At 44.3% G+C, this 16,750-nt stretch carries 11 protein-coding genes; 8 read left to right on the top strand and 3 right to left on the bottom strand.

The genetic code is table 11. The features are described 5' to 3' along the window. Positions 1 to 2: 2 nt before the first annotated feature. Complete coding sequence (tatA, locus tag OSCIL6407_RS0117740) at positions 3 to 185, bottom strand: twin-arginine translocase TatA/TatE family subunit (protein WP_007356474.1); 183 nt, start codon at positions 183 to 185, stop codon at positions 3 to 5. A gap of 376 nt (positions 186 to 561) precedes the next feature. Between tatA and OSCIL6407_RS0117735 the strand changes: the two genes are divergently transcribed. The 4 genes from OSCIL6407_RS0117735 (at position 562) to OSCIL6407_RS0117720 (ending at position 5,185) form a co-directional block, all read left to right on the top strand. Then, positions 562 to 1,335, top strand: coding sequence for a phycocyanobilin:ferredoxin oxidoreductase (locus tag OSCIL6407_RS0117735; RefSeq protein ID WP_007356475.1), 774 nt, complete (start codon positions 562 to 564; stop codon positions 1,333 to 1,335). Between the two features lie 192 nt (positions 1,336 to 1,527). Continuing rightward, the gene (locus OSCIL6407_RS0117730; RefSeq protein WP_007356477.1) at positions 1,528 to 3,066 is read left to right on the top strand and encodes an efflux RND transporter periplasmic adaptor subunit; all 1,539 of its coding nucleotides are present in this window, start codon (positions 1,528 to 1,530) and stop codon (positions 3,064 to 3,066) included. Between the two features lie 12 nt (positions 3,067 to 3,078). Beyond that, complete coding sequence (gene devC / locus OSCIL6407_RS0117725; RefSeq protein ID WP_007356478.1) at positions 3,079 to 4,239, top strand: ABC transporter permease DevC; 1,161 nt, start codon at positions 3,079 to 3,081, stop codon at positions 4,237 to 4,239. A gap of 235 nt (positions 4,240 to 4,474) precedes the next feature. Beyond that, on the top strand, positions 4,475 to 5,185 hold the full coding sequence (locus tag OSCIL6407_RS0117720) for a DevA family ABC transporter ATP-binding protein (protein ID WP_007356479.1): 711 nt from the start codon (positions 4,475 to 4,477) through the stop codon (positions 5,183 to 5,185). Positions 5,186 to 5,191: 6 nt separating this feature from the next. On the opposite strand, the gene OSCIL6407_RS0117715 is transcribed toward OSCIL6407_RS0117720, so the two are convergent. Next, positions 5,192 to 6,094, bottom strand: a complete 903-nt coding sequence (locus OSCIL6407_RS0117715) for a hypothetical protein (RefSeq protein WP_007356480.1) — start codon at positions 6,092 to 6,094, stop codon at positions 5,192 to 5,194. A 342-nt stretch (positions 6,095 to 6,436) separates the two neighbouring features. Here OSCIL6407_RS0117715 and OSCIL6407_RS0117710 point away from each other — a divergent pair, with 342 nt between their 5' ends. Next, the gene (locus OSCIL6407_RS0117710; protein WP_007356481.1) at positions 6,437 to 8,431 is read left to right on the top strand and encodes a DNA polymerase III subunit gamma/tau; all 1,995 of its coding nucleotides are present in this window, start codon (positions 6,437 to 6,439) and stop codon (positions 8,429 to 8,431) included. A gap of 143 nt (positions 8,432 to 8,574) precedes the next feature. On the opposite strand, the gene OSCIL6407_RS0117705 is transcribed toward OSCIL6407_RS0117710, so the two are convergent. After that, positions 8,575 to 9,384, bottom strand: coding sequence for a sulfotransferase domain-containing protein (locus OSCIL6407_RS0117705; RefSeq protein WP_007356482.1), 810 nt, complete (start codon positions 9,382 to 9,384; stop codon positions 8,575 to 8,577). 336 nt (positions 9,385 to 9,720) lie between these two features. Here OSCIL6407_RS0117705 and hpsA point away from each other — a divergent pair, with 336 nt between their 5' ends. The 3 genes from hpsA (at position 9,721) to hpsC (ending at position 16,601) form a co-directional block, all read left to right on the top strand. After that, complete coding sequence (gene hpsA / locus OSCIL6407_RS0117700; RefSeq protein ID WP_007356483.1) at positions 9,721 to 14,790, top strand: hormogonium polysaccharide biosynthesis protein HpsA; 5,070 nt, start codon at positions 9,721 to 9,723, stop codon at positions 14,788 to 14,790. Positions 14,791 to 14,796: 6 nt separating this feature from the next. Continuing rightward, entirely contained in the window at positions 14,797 to 15,522 is a 726-nt protein-coding gene (gene hpsB, locus OSCIL6407_RS0117695) for a hormogonium polysaccharide secretion pseudopilin HpsB (protein ID WP_007356484.1), read from the top strand. A 62-nt stretch (positions 15,523 to 15,584) separates the two neighbouring features. Further along, positions 15,585 to 16,601: a hormogonium polysaccharide secretion pseudopilin HpsC gene (hpsC, locus tag OSCIL6407_RS0117690; RefSeq protein WP_007356485.1), complete on the top strand. Its 1,017-nt coding sequence runs from the start codon at positions 15,585 to 15,587 to the stop codon at positions 16,599 to 16,601. Positions 16,602 to 16,750 lie beyond the last annotated feature (149 nt).

The following is a 16,750-nucleotide window of genomic DNA, read 5'->3' as shown; positions in this document are numbered from 1 at the left end:
CCCTAGCCCCTCTTTTCTCCTTCTTCCGAGTCGGCGGGTTCTGTTTCAGGGGGGAGAATTCCTTCTTTGAAATCTCGTAAGGTTTTGCCGATCGCGCTTCCTAATTCGGGGAGTTTTTTGGGGCCGAATATTAAGAGAGCAACAAAGGCGACAATTCCTAATTCGGGCAATCCTAAACCAAACATACTTTTCTCCTATAAGCTTTCTTTAAATTAACATCGATCTGCGGTTAAAATTCTAAGGTATAGTAACCGCTTTCGTCGGTTAAGACAATTTTATTTTTTTGATAAATGTAACGCCGCCCTCTGGGCGGTAGAATCACCGCCCAGAGGGCGGCGTTACGTAAGTAGATTTAGGCAAAGAATAAAAAGAAGATCGCACTTTTAATAAAACTCGATCGTCTCAGAAAGATACAAAGTGCCGAGGACTAAGGGTAAAATGCCATTGAAAGTGGAGATTTTTGGTTAATTTTCGCACGGATTTCCTGATATGCTCAAATATACAAGCCTGGGAGCCAGACTGCACTAGCACAAAATAAAATTTTATTGGAGTTGTTTAGCAATGTTAGAAACATCACCATCTTCTCTACGGAGAGAACAACACTCTTTGATCCGTCAGCTAGCAGACCGGATGGAATCAGTCTGGAAACGCTATCTAGACCTAGAACCATACTATCTACCTGCTGAGCTGGGCTATGTGGAAGGTCGCCTGGAGGGAGAAAAACTGATTATTGAAAATAAGTGTTTCCAAACCCCCCAGTTCCGTAAGATTCACTTGGAATTGGCGAAGGTGGGGTCAAACCTGGATATTTTGCACTGCGTGATGTTCCCTAGATCGAACTATGCTTTACCGATGTTTGGTACGGATATAGTGGCGGGGCGGGGAGTCATTAGTGCTGCGATCGCGGATCTCTCACCTCTAAGTGCTGACCGTAGTTTACCGGAGAGCTACCGCAGCGCCCTAAGTACATTGCCCAAGAACAATTTTTCTGAGTACCGCCAAGTACCAGACTGGGGCGATATTTTCTCAGAATTTTGCCTATTTGTGCGACCGAGTTCGGTGGAAGAAGAAGCTCAGTTTTTGTCGATGGTGGAGTCCTACGTAGAAATAAACTGTCAACTGGCGATCGCCTCAAAACCGGTATCTACTGAGAAACAAGCCGAAATCGCGGCTGCTCAAACCTATTATTGCACCCAACAGCAACAGAACGACAAAACCCGGCGGGTACTTGAAAAAGCTTTTGGGTCAGAATGGGCGGATCGCTACATGAGAACTGTACTATTTGATGCGGTTTTTACTGAGGATTTCAAGGTGGCTCTAAGCAATCCTACGTAAATTTTACCATAAAAACCAAAGGAGATGTCCGTAAATCTATCAATAGACATCGGCTCTAAATATGCACTCTGAGCCTTGATAAATCAATCCACATTCCTGCAAATTTCAAATAACTAACGGGATAAAGAGCGCTGTCATTTACAATTAAATAAGTCCGCCACCCACTAAGAAAGTATGTCTTAATTTAAGATTATGGGAAAGGAGTCATGGCCGAAAGATAAAACATTCTCAAAGCCTGCGGGACGGTGGACTGTCTTGTTAGCGATCGCGGCTGCCATTGCGATCGCGCTACTAGGTTTCTGGCAAGCGTCTAAACTGAGAAAGTCAGAACCTTCAGCCTCCACCGCCGCTGTACCCGCTAGTGTCCCCACCCCAGTAGCGGCGAAAACTGTCACAGCTTTAGGGCGGCTGTCTCCGAAGGGGGAAGTGATTAAAGTAGCAGCCCCATCTCTGTCGGAGGGGTCGAAAATAGATCAACTGCGAGTGGAAGAAGGCGATCGCGTGCGGGAAGGGCAAGTAATTGCGATTTTAGATAGTCGCGATCGGCTCAGAGCAGCATTAGAAGAAGCAGAAAAAGAAGTTAAATTCCAACTAGCAGAATTAGCTAAAATTAAAGCCGGAGCCAAAACTGGAGAAATCTCGGCTCAACAAGCAGAAATTACTCGTTTAGAAGCTCAATTTCAAAGAGAAACCGAAGCTCAACAAGCCAAAGTTGCTCGTTTAGAAGCTCAACTCCAAAGGCAAACAGAAGTAGCCCAGGCTAATCTTGCCCGACTTCAGGCTCAACTGCAAAGGCAAACTCAGGTAGAACAAGCAAAACTTGCCAACCTTCAAGCTCAATTGCGAGGAGAAATTGCGGCTCGCAATGCCACAATTGACCGCTTAGAAGCGGAATTAAGAAATGCAACCGCAGAAGACGAACGCAATTTAGAACTATATCAAACTGGAGCGATTTCAGCTTCCGCTTACGATAGCAAACGCTTAACAGTAGAAACAGGAGTTGAGAGAATTAAAGAAGCCAAAGCTAACCTTGACAAAACCGTGCAAACGCTGCAACAACAAATTAAGGAAAGCCAGGCAAATTTGACGCAAACACTAGAAACTGGTAGAGCGCAAGTTAACCAAGCAAAAGCTGAATTAAACCAAACTCTAGAAACATTAGCTCAAGACGTTAACCAAGCAAAAGCTGAACTCAACCAAATACTAGAAACTGGCCCTGCACAGATTAATCAAGCGGAAGCTACCCTCGATAAAATTGCAGAAGTTCGACCCGAAGACGTGCAAGCGGCTTCTGCCGCAGTCGAACGCGCGATCGCGGCCAAAGAAAAAGCCCAAGCAGAGTTTGATTTAAGCTCTGTAAAAGCCCCCACAGACGGTCAAATATTAAAAATCAACACCAGACAAGGAGAACGCATTTCTATTGAAAATGGCATCGTTGACCTCGGCCGCACCAATCAAATGTATGTAATCGCTGAGGTTTATGAAACGGATATCGGTCTAATTCGTCGAGGTCAGCGAACCATTATTACCAGTGGTGCTTTGAAAGGAACATTAGAGGGAACAGTCGATTTAATTGGCAAACAAATCGGCAAAAAAGATGTCCTTAATACTGACCCCGCAGCCGATACAGATGCTAGAGTTGTTGAAGTCAAAATTCGCCTCGATCCAGATGCCAGTGAGAAAGTTACTAACCTAACTAACTTACAGGTTGAAGTGAAAATCTCTATTTAAACACTAAAAAATATGCTTCTAAAAATTCCTCTACCTTGGTTGCAGCTAACACGAGAGAAAACCCGTTTATTAGTAGCAATAGCTGGGATTGGCTTTGCCGATTTACTAATGTTTATGCAGTTTGGATTTAGGGATGCGCTATTTGAAAGTGCCATCACTTTTCATTCTAAATTAGACGGCGACATTTTTTTGACAAGTCCCCAGTCTACAGCTTTGATCGCAATGAAAAGCTTTCCTCAAAGGCGTTTGTATCAAGCTCTTGCTTTTGAAGGTGTAGAATCAGTTAGCCCATTATATATCGGCTTTGGGCTCTGGAAAAATCCTGACCCCCAAAAACGTAATACTCGCTCAATTATGGTAATTGGCTTCGATCCGTCCCATCACGTAATTGATTTGCCTAGTGTTATCGAGAACCAAGATAAAATCAAAATTTCAGATGTAATTTTATTTGATGATGCTTCGCGACCTGAGTTTGGTCCTATTAAAGATTATTTTAAAGCCGGAAAGATTGTAGAAACAGAAATAGACGATCGCCGGATCAAAGTGGGGGATTTATTTACTTTAGGTGCTTCCTTCGGTGCGGATGGAAATATAGTTACTAGCGATTTAAACTTTTTGAGAATTTTCAGAAAACGGGTAAAAGGAATAATTGATATAGGAATTGTTCACTTAAAGCCGGGAACTGATGTTCAGAAAGTTGTTAGTGAAATGAGGAAGAGTTTGCCTAATGACGTGAGGATTACATCAAAAGAAGAATTTGTCGAGCTTGAGCGAAAATATTGGGAGGAAAGTACAGCAATTGGATTTATTTTCACTTTGGGAGCAGGGATGGGATTTATAGTTGGGATCGTGATTGTTTATCAAATTCTTTATACTGATGTCTCGGATCACTTGCCAGAGTACGCTACGCTCAAGGCTATGGGATATAAGGATATCTACTTTTTGGGTGTGGTGTTTCAAGAAGCTATGATTTTGGCAATCATTGGTTATTTGCCAGGATTTGCTATTTCTACTGTTCTTTATAATTTAGGTAGAACGGCTACAAGTTTGCCAATGTACATGACAGTGGCGAAAGCTATTACTGTTTTGATATTGACATTTGTAATGTGTTGTGCTTCAGGTGCAGTGGCAGTCCGAAAACTTAGTGCTGCCGATCCCGCTGATATTTTTTAATTGTTAACAGTTAACTGTTAACAGTTAACTGTTAACTATAGGTTGGGTGTAACGAAGTAGTAATTAAAGGTAAGGTGGGCGCTCGCCGCTAACTATCTATCGCTATAAATTACAAGGTTGTTTGCGGCGAGCGCCCACCCTACAACTCGGAGAGGGAGAGAATTTTTCCCCAATTAGCAATTAGCAATTAGCAATTAGCAATTAGCCATTAGCAATTAGCCATTAGCCATTAGCCATGAATGATTTACCTGTAATTGCCATTGAAAATCTCAATCATTACTTTGGGGAAGGGGGACTCCAAAAACAGACATTATTTGATATTAACTTAGAGATTTACCCTGGAGAAATTGTGATTATGACGGGGCCCTCTGGCTCTGGGAAAACAACTCTATTAACTTTGATTGGAGCTTTGCGTTCAGTGCAAGAAGGCAGCCTGAAAATAATCGGTCAAGAAGTGCGAGGAGGAAAGAAAAACGAATTAATAAAAATTCGACGTAATATTGGCTATATTTTCCAAGCTCATAATTTGCTCAAATGCTTAACAGCGCGGCAAAATGTACAAATGTCGATGGAGCTACACGACTATATTTCTAACCAGGAAGTCAATGCTAGAGTTGTAAAAATGCTTGAGGATGTAGGGTTAGGAGATAGAATAGATTATTATCCCGACAATCTTTCCGGGGGACAAAAACAGAGAGTTGCGATCGCGCGAGCTTTAGTCAGCCACCCCAAATTAGTATTAGCAGACGAACCGACAGCAGCTTTAGACAGTAAATCAGGTAGAGATGTAGTAGAAATTATGCAGCGTTTAGCTAAAGAACAACAATCTACCATCTTGCTCGTTACCCACGACAATCGAATTTTAGATGTTGCCGATCGCATTATCCACATGGAAGATGGCCGCCTGCAAACTGCGGCCCTCACAACAACCCCTATCAGCAGATAAAAAAACTCATTTCCTACCGCCTGGGCGCTTATTACCAGCTTTGGCAGCCTTAGCTCCTCCCTTGGTTCCCCCCTTAGTTCCTCCCTTAGCTCCTCCCTTAGCAGCAGATAATTGCTTTTCTTCCACCTCGCTAATCCTACCCCCAGGCGTTCTCGTAGTCCGAAAAGTAACATTTACTCCTTCATTTGATTGTTCCAATACCAGCAGCGGAGTAGGCTTTGCCTTTTGATCCCATTCAATATGGACAATCCGACCTTGAATTGTGGGTTGCCAATTGTCATGATCGTCTGAGGGGCTCAGATAAGTTTCCAGACAGTCAATAATTTGATTAATCGTTTGAGAAGTTGCTTGAGTCGGCAATTTCATCAGCTTAATTTGAATGCGGAAAAGCACTCGTTTTTTAACTTCACCTCTGGGCTCACCCGTCTCATATTCCACATCAAACTGAGAATCTACTTGTCTACCCGTGCCAGCATTCCCGACTTTCTCTCCTGCCGAGCCTTGAGTTGGACGCAGAGCAACGCTAATTTTATCTTTTACTTTGACCTTAATTTGATTAACAATGCCAAAATGGAATACCTCTTCTGCCATCCGCATTCTTAAGTAATCTAAGTTAAAATCTCGCGAGTGGATTAAGTCGGGATTTTTTTCCATTTTTCCGACTGTTTCGAGAGCCATTTTGTATTTTTTCTGGATCTCCCGATTTCTAAATTCCTCAAACTTGAGCTTCTTAGTCAAATCGTCTATTTTCATTTTGGCAAGCACTGCTAAAGCTACGAGCAGTAAAAACAGTAACCCTGATGCTCCCATCCAGATTTGCTCTGAAGGAAACTTCCCTGATTTAACCGGAATCGGCTTAGGAGAGGCTGCTGCCAACCTTGGTTCTACAAGGATGATTTGGGTTGACATAGGCTGTAAAGGGTAGAATTTGACACTGTATTTCTAGAATTCCCCTGATTACGGCTTGGGGTGCTACTGCTACCAAAATTGACATTTTTCTACAACTGGAAGCAGTCACACCCAGTAATCCATACTCGATCTTCAACTGCCAGAAAACTTCCGGCCTATTCTGTCCCGTAGCTGCACCCGATGACAGGAATGGTAAAAAATCTATAATCTATTATAATTCAAACGGTGAAAAAACTTGTCATTCTCATTATCATAGTTTATAGTAAAACATTAGTATAGCTTAAATTTGAGAACAATTTTAATTTTGATTTTTAATTTCTAATTGAGCATTTTTACTGCGTTGTGACTTACGAACCCCTACACCACAAATATCGCCCTCAGACCTTCGCCGATCTCGTTGGTCAAGAAGCGATCGCACAAACCCTAAGCAACGCCATCCGCCAAGACCGCATCGCCCCAGCTTATTTGTTTACGGGGCCCAGAGGGACGGGTAAAACCTCCAGCGCCCGGATTTTAGCCAAATCTCTCAATTGTCTTGCCGGCAATGTCCCCACAGCAACGCCCTGCGGAAAATGCGATGTTTGTCAAGGAATTGTTGAAGGTAGAACGTTGGACGTGATCGAAATTGATGCTGCTAGTAATACGGGTGTAGATAGCATTCGGGATTTAATAGAAAGAGCACAATTTGCACCTGTACAATGTCGCTACAAAGTTTATGTTATTGATGAGTGCCATATGCTCAGCGTGTCAGCATTCAACTCTCTATTAAAAACGTTAGAAGAACCACCCGATCGCGTAGTATTTGTCTTAGCCACAACTGACGCTCAAAGAGTATTACCAACTATTATCTCCCGTTGTCAAAGATTTGATTTCCGCAGAATCCCCGTAGTAGCAATGACAAATCATCTGCGAGAAATTGCCCAGAAAGAAAACATTAATATTGCTCCTGATGCCGTCCAAATGGTAGCTCAAATCGCCCAAGGCGGACTCAGAGATGCTGAAAGTTTACTCGATCAATTGAGCCTACTTGCAGGGGAAGTCACAGTAGAAAAAGTCTGGGATTTAGTCGGTGCTGTACCTGAAAACGATCTGATGGCACTGTTAGAAGCAATTGCATCAGATACAACTGAAACAGTTATAGACTGCGTGCGTCACTTAATGGATCGCGGTCGAGAACCGCTGTTAGTGCTTCAAAATCTTGCGGGTTTTTACAGGGATTTTTTAATAGCTAAAACTGCTCCTAAACGTTACAATTTAGTAGCTTTGACTCAGCAAACTTGGGAAAAACTTTGTGATTTTTCTAAGGGTTGGGACGTTGAGATGATATTAGCTAGTCAGAAGCACTTACAAAGTAGTGAAGTGCAAATTAAGAATACTACTCAGCCCCGTTTATGGTTAGAAATGACGCTGTTAGGATTGTTACCTTCGGCATTAAAAGCTCAGCCGCAAGGAGCTGTTGAGCGGGGGAGCGAGGGAGCGGGGGAGCGGGGGAGCGGGGGAGCAGAGGTGAGGGGGAATGGGGGAAATGGGCGAAATGAAGAAGTTAAATCTTCCCCATCTTCCCCATCTTCCCCATCCCCTCCATCTCCCCCATCTTCCCCGTCCCCCCCATCTTCCCCACCTTCCCCATCCCCTCTACCTTCCAATCCACCAATGGGGGAAGAACTTAAAAATGAGGAAGTTTGGCAACGGATACTAGGTGAAATTCATCAACCTTTGACTCAAGCACTGCTGCGCGAACACGCATCTCTTGCTTCTTTTGATGGTGAAATAGCAATTATTTGGCTAACTACACAGCCATTATTAAAGGCAGCTAAAGATAGAATTCCACAGATTGAAAGTGCTTTTCATAAAGTCTTCAATTGTCAGGTGGCGGTCAGATTAGCATTAGCAGGTACGGAAAGTAATACTGGGATTATCAAAGAGTCACTCCCGGAGGGCGATGTTGGCAAAATTAGCAATACTTCTAGTAATGAAATTCAACAGATTTTACCTGCAAAAATAGAATCACATATTTCGGAGTCGGTGCAACAAATAGACTCTTCAGAGCAGGGGTGGAAACAACAACAAGGTAGTCAAAGTAACGCGCAGGCGGTGGCAATTCGTGCTGATGCGGAGGCGGTGGCGAAGGCGGTTGAGCGACTGGCGAATATGTTTGGCGGGGAAGCGGTTAATCTTGCGGGTGAGGCAGATTTTACGGGGGAATTAGAGCGGAATGTTATCGAGTTACCGCCTGAGTTGGAAGTTAATGATGCTGTATCAGATGCGAAGGATCGAGTTATTGAAATTTCGCCTGATTTAGATGATTGGGAAGACCCAGATTTGCCACCATTTTAATTGTTAAGTAGCTGGACAAAAATCAACAATGTCATTGCGAGCGGAGCGAAGCAATCTCTTTAGTCTCAGGGAGATTGCTTCACTTCGTTCGCAATGACAATAATTAGCAATTAGCCATTAGCCATTAGCCATTAGCAAAATCTTCAATCCCAGCCGAAATCTTTGCCTAAATATTCTGCTAATCTTTGGTTATGAGGTCGAAAATAGTCTTTCAATTGTTGATATAATTCTTCGCTGACGGGGGGGTACTCGCCGCTGTTATGTTTTTCGTAGTTTTCTAATTGGTGAGGAGGTAAGTTTAAAAATTCTAGGGTGGTGTTGAAAGTGGCGGCGGGATCTGTATATAAGTCTTCACTTTTGAGGATTAAAATTTGTTCTTTGGGAAAGAGTTTCATCCACATTGGTAGTTGATTTACGTAGATGCCGCGTGATAAATAGGTGTGGTGTTGGTGATTGTAACTATAGTAGGTTTCGCTGGCGATTAATTTTTCGATTTCGCCTTCGAGTCGGATGGGTTCGGCTGCGATCGCCTCTTCTAGTGATAGAGTTTCAAATCCTAGTCTGACTTCATGGTAGTAGTGAGAAATTGCTCGGTCTACTGGGTTCCTCAGTAATAATATCAGCTTAACTTGGGGAAATACATCGTACACCCGTTGGGGAACGCAGGGGTGAAAGATGTAATAAGGGCTGGCTTCACAGTTTAGTCTTTGGGTTCCGTCGCCGATACTGGGAAATTGCGATCTATACCATTTTATTCCTTTCTCAAAATTTAAGTCAAAAAAATGTACTTCTTTTTGACGAGCCTCAGCTACTTGGGGATGATGAGTTAGGTAAGTGTAAAGGGAACTGGTACCCCCTTTCTGAACGCCGATGATGATAAAGTCTGGTTCCCATTCTAAGGGAGATACCTTGGTAAACCTCTCCCCGACTACCTCTAAAAGTTTTTTGAACATTATTTAGCTTTCCTTTTAATGAATAATTTTACTAAATTAGTCAGTGCGATCGCAAACACACGCTGGCAGTGATCCATAGCGCCCGATTCTCCTACTGGCTGCATACCATTAGATTAAATTAGATTTATAGTTTTCTAGTAAGCTATTAAAAGCTTTAGCGTCAAGGTTAAAGCTTTGTCAAATAGTAGGTTGCGGCTCCTGGGGGTCTAACCCTCTGTTACAAAATGTAACGGGGTGATGTCAAAACTGGGAAAAGTGGGAACTATAAGATATAGGAATTCTAGTGCCAAGCAGCCATCTGCAAGACAATCTCTGCCTTAGTTTGGGAAAGCGTCTATGTTTAAGCGCAAATTAGCTAAAGTCATCGTATCACTGTTGAGACGGATTGCGAATGTATCTAGGGCCGGTGCGAAGCGGCTGATGAGAGCTATGTTGCGATCGCTAATGGCGATGGGACGACGTGCCAAGTTGCCTGTAGCAGGATTTGTCTTGCCGACTGTGACGATGGTGATGCTGGTAGTGGTATTGCTGACTTTGGCAATTACGCTGCGATCGTTTGACCGGGCACAAAATGCTCGGAATGTGAGAGTGAATCAACAGGTGTTAGCAGCAGCAACTCCTGCCTTAGAACGAGCGAAAGCAAAAATAGAATATTTATTAAACGAAGACCCCACGCGACCTACAGGGACACCCTCTGATATATCTATTAAAAGAGCACTTTCAAAGCCTACAGCGGGAGCAGATACTTATACATTTAACGATGAGATTCGCCTGAGAATAGGCTTCAATCTTGAGAGAAGTTCACTAACAGATTGGGATAGCACCAATAATCAATTAGTAGAGAATAACGAAGCAATAAATACTGTCTGGAGATTTCCAGTAGATACAGATAACAACGGTAAGTTTGATAGTTATACCATCTACGGGGTCTATTTTCGCAGTCCTCCTCGCAGCAATGCTACAGGTGCAAATTCGGGACAATTTCTCGCAGAAAGAAAGCCTTTAGAGACAAGAACTCCACCGATGCCAGGGACGCTGGGAAATCAACAATGTGCAGCCGCCCTTGGTACTAGCGCTAGTTTGGTGGGAGATTCAGGCTGGTATCAATCCGATGGTAAACTGAAGAAAAGCTTTTATGTTTACACGGTGACAGTACCGATTACTGCACAGCAAACAGTAGCAAATGGTAGTATCCCACCCGATCAGTTTGAAACATATAAAGGCACTAAAGGTTTTTCGGCACTAGAGTATCAGCAAGACCGAGCGCGAATTCCATTGTTGAATAATGCAGTAGTCTATGAAGATGACTTAGAGATATCGCCTGGGCCGGCATTCCGAATCAATGGTGGGATGTTGACAAACAGCAATTTACTGGTCACTTCAACGAACAACAATACTGTAGATGTATTCCTAATTAGCGGTCAAAATTCTTGTTACTATAAACAAGAAAACAGCAAGATTTTCGTTGGGGGCAATCTCGTGAACGGTTCTGCTTCTGGGAACCCAACTGGTACAAGTACAGTTCATCTATTTAAGCAACTACCAGACGCGCCAATTCAAGCAGGTGCAGAAGCAGTAATTACGAGTACAAATCAATCGGTAACAAACTCTCCAACCGATGTACTTTACAACAACAACGCCTATGCCAGACGGATCAGTGCTTTAGTAAATGCACAGATGACGGCAAATCCTGATACTGCTGGGCCGCCAGTAGTACCAAATACTACCAATGACCCGACATCAGTGCAAAAAGCAGTGGCGGGAGGTAAAGACCGCGCTCAAGCATTACAGACTTACTTTGAAAGCTTGACGCGGAAAGTTCCGTTTGCCGAAGTGAGCTTAACGGGCGAAACTATTCCTGGTACGGTAATCGAGGGAACAGGGGATACACTCAGACCCATCCAAGCCTGGTCTCTTCCTACAGATGTGAATGCTGACACGACTATTGCCCAAGCGATAGGCCCTACAGGTCTAACCATCAACGTCGATCGCTTAAGAGCTCAAAATCCTAACCCAACAGGAGGCTCAAAACCGAAAACAGAAGATTTTATGGGAGATCGCATCATTGCTGGGAATAACTTACCCCTCAAATGGTGGAATGGCACTAAGTTTGTCGGTGGGAAAACAGCACAGGAAGTTGCTGGGGGTACTTGGTCAGACGATGGTAGCCAGCGGACTCGCACTAGCCAAAAGCAGATACTTGCGGCTGTGGGGATTAGCGATCGCGGTGACTACTGGGAAAAAGCAGCAGCCCAAAAACCAGAAAATCCTTTAAGTGCGATCGGTGGTTTGCGCGTAATTACTGGTGCAGGGGTTTATGAGAGAAAAAATTCTTTTCTACCGCCACCCCTACTTGATGCAACAACAGGCGGGGTCAAGCCTTATGACGATCCGGCAACTGCTGCGAATGAAGCTTACACAGTGGTGTGGCCAGATAGTATGCCAATGTCACCTGCGGCGGGTTCTCAAGTATTCAAAAATGATTCAACAGGGGCTCCGATTGTCACCACCACAAACTGGGAGACTCTACCAGCAACATTACCAGCTCCAGTTACTCCTACCATTGATCCTAGTACTCCCAAGTATGCCAAAGGCGACCTACGGATGCGGGCAACAGCAGTATATCACTATGCCCAAGATTACTACGACCAACCAGATTTTGATTCCGACGTATATTTAAAGAAGAGCCAAGCTCCCATTGCGTGCATTAGCAGCTACTACGACCCCACTAACAGCACAACGGCTCGAAACGCCGATCCTCTTGATGATGTCAGCGGCTGGGCACAGCCAACCTATTTACCCCCCGCTGCTCCTTCGACAAGGAATGCTGGTGACTCCTACACCAATAACGGCATAGTTTACACAGCCCCTCCTATTACTGACAGACCGGCTACGGCAGCGATCCCTGGTGGAAATGGCTTGCTTGTGGGTACTCCCTCGGAACTTTACGATCAGGCGAATATGGTCTTTCCTGATGGTCGATTCGTCAACGAGCAGTTAAGAACGGCGTTGATGAAAGATGAAACGGATCGTAACTTGGCAGAACAAGCTGCTATCGACTCTACACTGTGCGCCTTTGGGATTTTGGGAACTGCCGGTTTCACTGCGGTTACGCCTTCAACAACTTTTATTCCCAACGGTGCGATTAAGGAAGTGGCGCTGCTAAATGCCAGAGAAATCAAGGCTGTAGATCGTGACGATCCAGCAACCACCACCGTAGATGAAACATTTACCCTGAACCCCCCTGGTACAACTTTTAATAGTGGCAACTATGACCTAGCCTTGGAAGAACGGATGCCCCTGGAAATTCGGGTTACTCAAATTGACCTAAATGTGCTGCGAAATACAACTATCCCCTTGGCAAGTGGGATTAAAGGGCCAGATCCAGAGTATTTATTGCCAAATAGCGGCATTATTTATGCCAGCCGTGATGATGCAGCGCCCGATAGGAGCGATCGCACAGCAGATGCCAGTAACACTACCGTAATTCCCTACGGAATTGATGCAGTTCAAAGTGGGATCGTTAGTCGCACTGACTCTATACTTGACCCCACCCGCCGCCCTCACGGGATTATGCTAATTAATGGCAGATACCTGGCTCGGAATGCCGGTGCTACTGGTCAAAATGCTACAGCCCCGACAGATATATCGGATGTGGTGAAAGAAAAGGGACTGACCTTGGTTTCTAACTTGCCAGTTTACGTTCAAGGCAACTTTAACGAACACAGTCAACAAGAGTTTAACACTGCGTTAACTCAGCCTGCGTGGGGCAACTTCTACGACCGTGCTTTACCTCTTAATCCCAACTTTGCTTGTCGGCCAGGAGATCCCCGGCTTCCTAATTGCACTACCGGGGACACTTGGCGAGCTGCAACAGTGTTGGCGGATTCTGTGACAGTCCTTTCTCCGAATTTCCGCCCTGGTTTCCGCAATGAGGGAGACTTTGACCTGAGAAATAATGCTGGTGCGGCTGTAACTGGCTATGACTCAGATGGAGATGGTACGATCGCTGGCGCAGAGACAGCAATCACAGCCAAAGCAGCTAGGTTGCTCAATGGTTTTTATAACAACAACTTTGTCACCAACGGTCTGAGTAGCGGTGCAACATTCAATATTAACGGTAACGTTGCACCACCAGATAGCGACTACGCAAACAACAGTGGGAATGCTCAGGACAGCTCTTATTTCAACAACTTCGTCACGCCAGTTCAACGGCGGGGAGCATTTCCAGAATATGTGATGGAAATGTGCTTGAAATTGCCTGTTTCAGCTTGCGGGCCGAATGATTGGCAGATTAATGCAACTGGTACCCCTGTGAAGGCAAGCGATGTAATAGGTCAACCGCGCAATGTTGTTGATTCAGGTTCAGGTACGACGGCTATACCTGCCGGTACTACTACTCCAGCGGATGTACCACTTCAGCAAAGACTTCAACATTATCCCCGTCGCGTAGCTTTTCGACGAAATCCAGCTAATAATCAACTGTTATTCGATGGCAGCACCCCTCCTCTTCCGATTCCCATAGGAATCCTAAGTGGAAATATAGAAGCATTTGGAGTTAACTCGAATGCGAATACAACTCAGACTGTGGTACCCGATCCGGCTACCAATAATAATGGTCTTAGATTTAAGACTACTACTTCTACTACTCTTCCAAGCACAGTCGCTACCTACACTGCAACTGCAACAGATCGTCTCTTTTACGAAAACGCGCCCACTGGAACTATGCAGCCACTATTAGCTCCAGTCTTACAAATTCACGTATCACAAACTGGCGACCCCGGCAATTCAGGCCCTCTAACAACTACCAATAATACAAGGTGGCTCTCACGAGCTCAGAACACAACATTTAATCTAGTTGTCGGAGCCGGAGACATTCCCTCTCGTCCCAACGGTGACTCGAATGGAGGGATGCAAAACTTGACCCGTTTCCTCGAAAACTGGAATCCTGATGGTCCCGGTGGAAATATTCCATCTACCACAGATACAAATATCCTGGGTTCCTTCATTCAGTTAAGCCGCAGTGCCTATTCCACCGCACCTTACACTGCTGTTTTGAACCCTACTGCTACATCACCGAGTATCTTTGGCTACCCCGGTAATTATAAAATTCAAAACGCCCAAGGGAAAGTCCCGACGTTCGTAGCGCCAAACCGCCTTTGGGGTTATGATGTCGGTCTTTTGTCTCAATCACCAGACTTATTTACGCAACTTTTCACCACTCCTACCACACAGACTAACTCTGATGAATTTTTCAGAGAAGTAGGTCGAAATGACCCTTGGGTACAAACTTTACTGTGTGCGAAAAAAGATGACACTCCCACAGAAAATGCCCTCAGCGATGACCAACGACCAACTCAATTCTGCGATGACAATGTACCAGATCCCTTGCCCAATCCCTCATGATGACCTATGAATAAACTTACACCACTGGAAAATTTACGGCAGTCTCAAGACTCCGGTTACACTATCCTCGAAGCAATGATGGCGATGGTTGTAGTTGCCGTCTTGATGATTGCGATCGCGCCTGTCCTAGTTTTTGCTACAGGGACTCGCGTACAAGCTCGACGGGTAGAATTGGCAACCCAAGCTGCTAGAACTTACATTAACGGCGTGAAAAGCGGTGCGATCCCAGTCGCAACTATCGTCGGTACTACCATCACGCCAATCATTGAGACAACGGTGGTAGATCCAGAGACTAACCCTAACAGAGAGGATTTTAAGGTTCCTGCTCCCAATAATGCTGGTTTAAGTTGTCAAAATGACGGTTACTGTCAAACTCCAACGTCTCTGTACTGCGTTAATCTCGATGACGATCCCGGATGTAAACCCGAAAGCGTCAAAGATATGCTGATCCAAGCTTATCGGAGCATTCCTTCAGCAGCTTTAACTGACCCCAGACAAGGCTACCTGCTCGGTGTTCGAGTTTACAGGGCTGATGCCTTTAAACCGGGTGTAACCTTGGTCGCCGATCCCCAAGAACAACAACAATCAACAATCTCAGGAGGAATAGGAAATCCCAGCATTCCAGTAGTACAAATGACTACGGAGATTGGCACTACCAGCGGAGCCGCAAAGTCATCATTTCAGAATTTATGCGATCGCGTTGGCTGTCCACAAGTACAGCCATCACCATAATCTGATTTGCTGCTAGATTTTAATTAAGGTCGATGAACTCTCAAGCACAGGAAAATATAGTTATGAAAAGTTTACTTAGGTTGCTATTAAAAACTCATTTCAAGCCTAATTGCTCTAAGGTCGATCGAACAGTTAGCGGTTTCACGCTGATTGAATTGTTAGTAGCAATGATAATAACATTCTTAATTTTGACACCTTTGTTAGGTTTTGTTGTTGATGTCCTGAATACTGATAGAAAAGAACAAGTTAAGTCAAATACAGAGCAAGAAATTCAATCGGCCCTTGATTTTATTGCCCAAGATTTGGGTCAAGCGATTTATATTTACGATAAAACAGGAGTTGATGCAATTCTAGATAGTTTGCCCAACGCTACTAATGGAACCCCTATTCTCGTATTTTGGAAGCGGCAGTTGATGAGAAATTTACTGCCTGAGTCTACCGCCTGTACTCCAAATGCAACTACGGGTGATGATTGCCTGAATGATACTTATGTATATTCATTAGTTGCTTACTACTTAAAACAAGATAATACAGATATCTGGTGTCAGCCTGCTGGTGGAACTTGTCCAGCCCGGATTACTAGGTATCAATATCGTGATGGGATAATAGATACTACCGCTAATCCGCCTGCCTATTTTCCAGCTACAGATCTAGATCGAGGGGCTGAACCTGATGATTTTAAACCATTTAGCCTCTCTGTGTCAGGAAATAGTCTTCAGGAGAAAATGAACCAATGGCCGCTTCAGGAAGACAATGGAACAGTACCCACCATTAGTGCACCTCCCGCAAACCAAGTGCCAGTGCTAGTTAATTATATTGATACAAATACAGTCACAAATGTAGCCACAGATACTGAGTGCCTAAATGCTTTGGGTGGTACTGCGTCAGTAATAGTATCACCTACAAATGGAAATGGTTTCTACGCTTGTGTAGATTCATCTAAAACAGTAGCACGAGTTACGATCAGAGGAAGTGCTCTGCGGAAAATGCAAAGTAACGCTACTTACAATAGCAACAATTCAGCATTTTTCCCAACAGCAAGCGTTCAAGTGCAAGGATTAGGAGTATTAGGGCAGTAATCTTTATTTAAAGTTCGTATCTTGTACCATTTTTAAAAGCCTGTAGGGGCGGGTTCGCCAAAAGCTTTAACGGTACTATAAAAGACTCAAAAACCCGCCCCCACCCCGCGATCGAGTCCTTTATTGATATTAGTGCAAGAGATCGGCGT

The sequence above is a fragment of the Kamptonema formosum PCC 6407 genome, from assembly GCF_000332155.1.
Lineage (GTDB): Bacteria > Cyanobacteriota > Cyanobacteriia > Cyanobacteriales > Microcoleaceae > Kamptonema > Kamptonema formosum.
Note: the sequence above shows the minus strand (reverse complement) of the source record. Positions and strands in the feature narration are given on the sequence as shown.

What these genes read in the sequence shown, in the direction of transcription:
- tatA (WP_007356474.1), bottom strand. Translation starts at nt 185, where the DNA reads ATGTTTGGTTTAGGATTGCCCGAATTAGGAATTGTCGCCTTTGTTGCT.
- OSCIL6407_RS0117735 (WP_007356475.1), top strand. Translation starts at nt 562, where the DNA reads ATGTTAGAAACATCACCATCTTCTCTACGGAGAGAACAACACTCTTTG.
- OSCIL6407_RS0117730 (WP_007356477.1), top strand. Translation starts at nt 1,528, where the DNA reads ATGGGAAAGGAGTCATGGCCGAAAGATAAAACATTCTCAAAGCCTGCG.
- devC (WP_007356478.1), top strand. Translation starts at nt 3,079, where the DNA reads ATGCTTCTAAAAATTCCTCTACCTTGGTTGCAGCTAACACGAGAGAAA.
- OSCIL6407_RS0117720 (WP_007356479.1), top strand. Translation starts at nt 4,475, where the DNA reads ATGAATGATTTACCTGTAATTGCCATTGAAAATCTCAATCATTACTTT.
- OSCIL6407_RS0117715 (WP_007356480.1), bottom strand. Translation starts at nt 6,094, where the DNA reads ATGTCAACCCAAATCATCCTTGTAGAACCAAGGTTGGCAGCAGCCTCT.
- OSCIL6407_RS0117705 (WP_007356482.1), bottom strand. Translation starts at nt 9,384, where the DNA reads ATGTTCAAAAAACTTTTAGAGGTAGTCGGGGAGAGGTTTACCAAGGTA.
- hpsA (WP_007356483.1), top strand. Translation starts at nt 9,721, where the DNA reads ATGTTTAAGCGCAAATTAGCTAAAGTCATCGTATCACTGTTGAGACGG.
- hpsB (WP_007356484.1), top strand. Translation starts at nt 14,797, where the DNA reads ATGAATAAACTTACACCACTGGAAAATTTACGGCAGTCTCAAGACTCC.
- hpsC (WP_007356485.1), top strand. Translation starts at nt 15,585, where the DNA reads ATGAAAAGTTTACTTAGGTTGCTATTAAAAACTCATTTCAAGCCTAAT.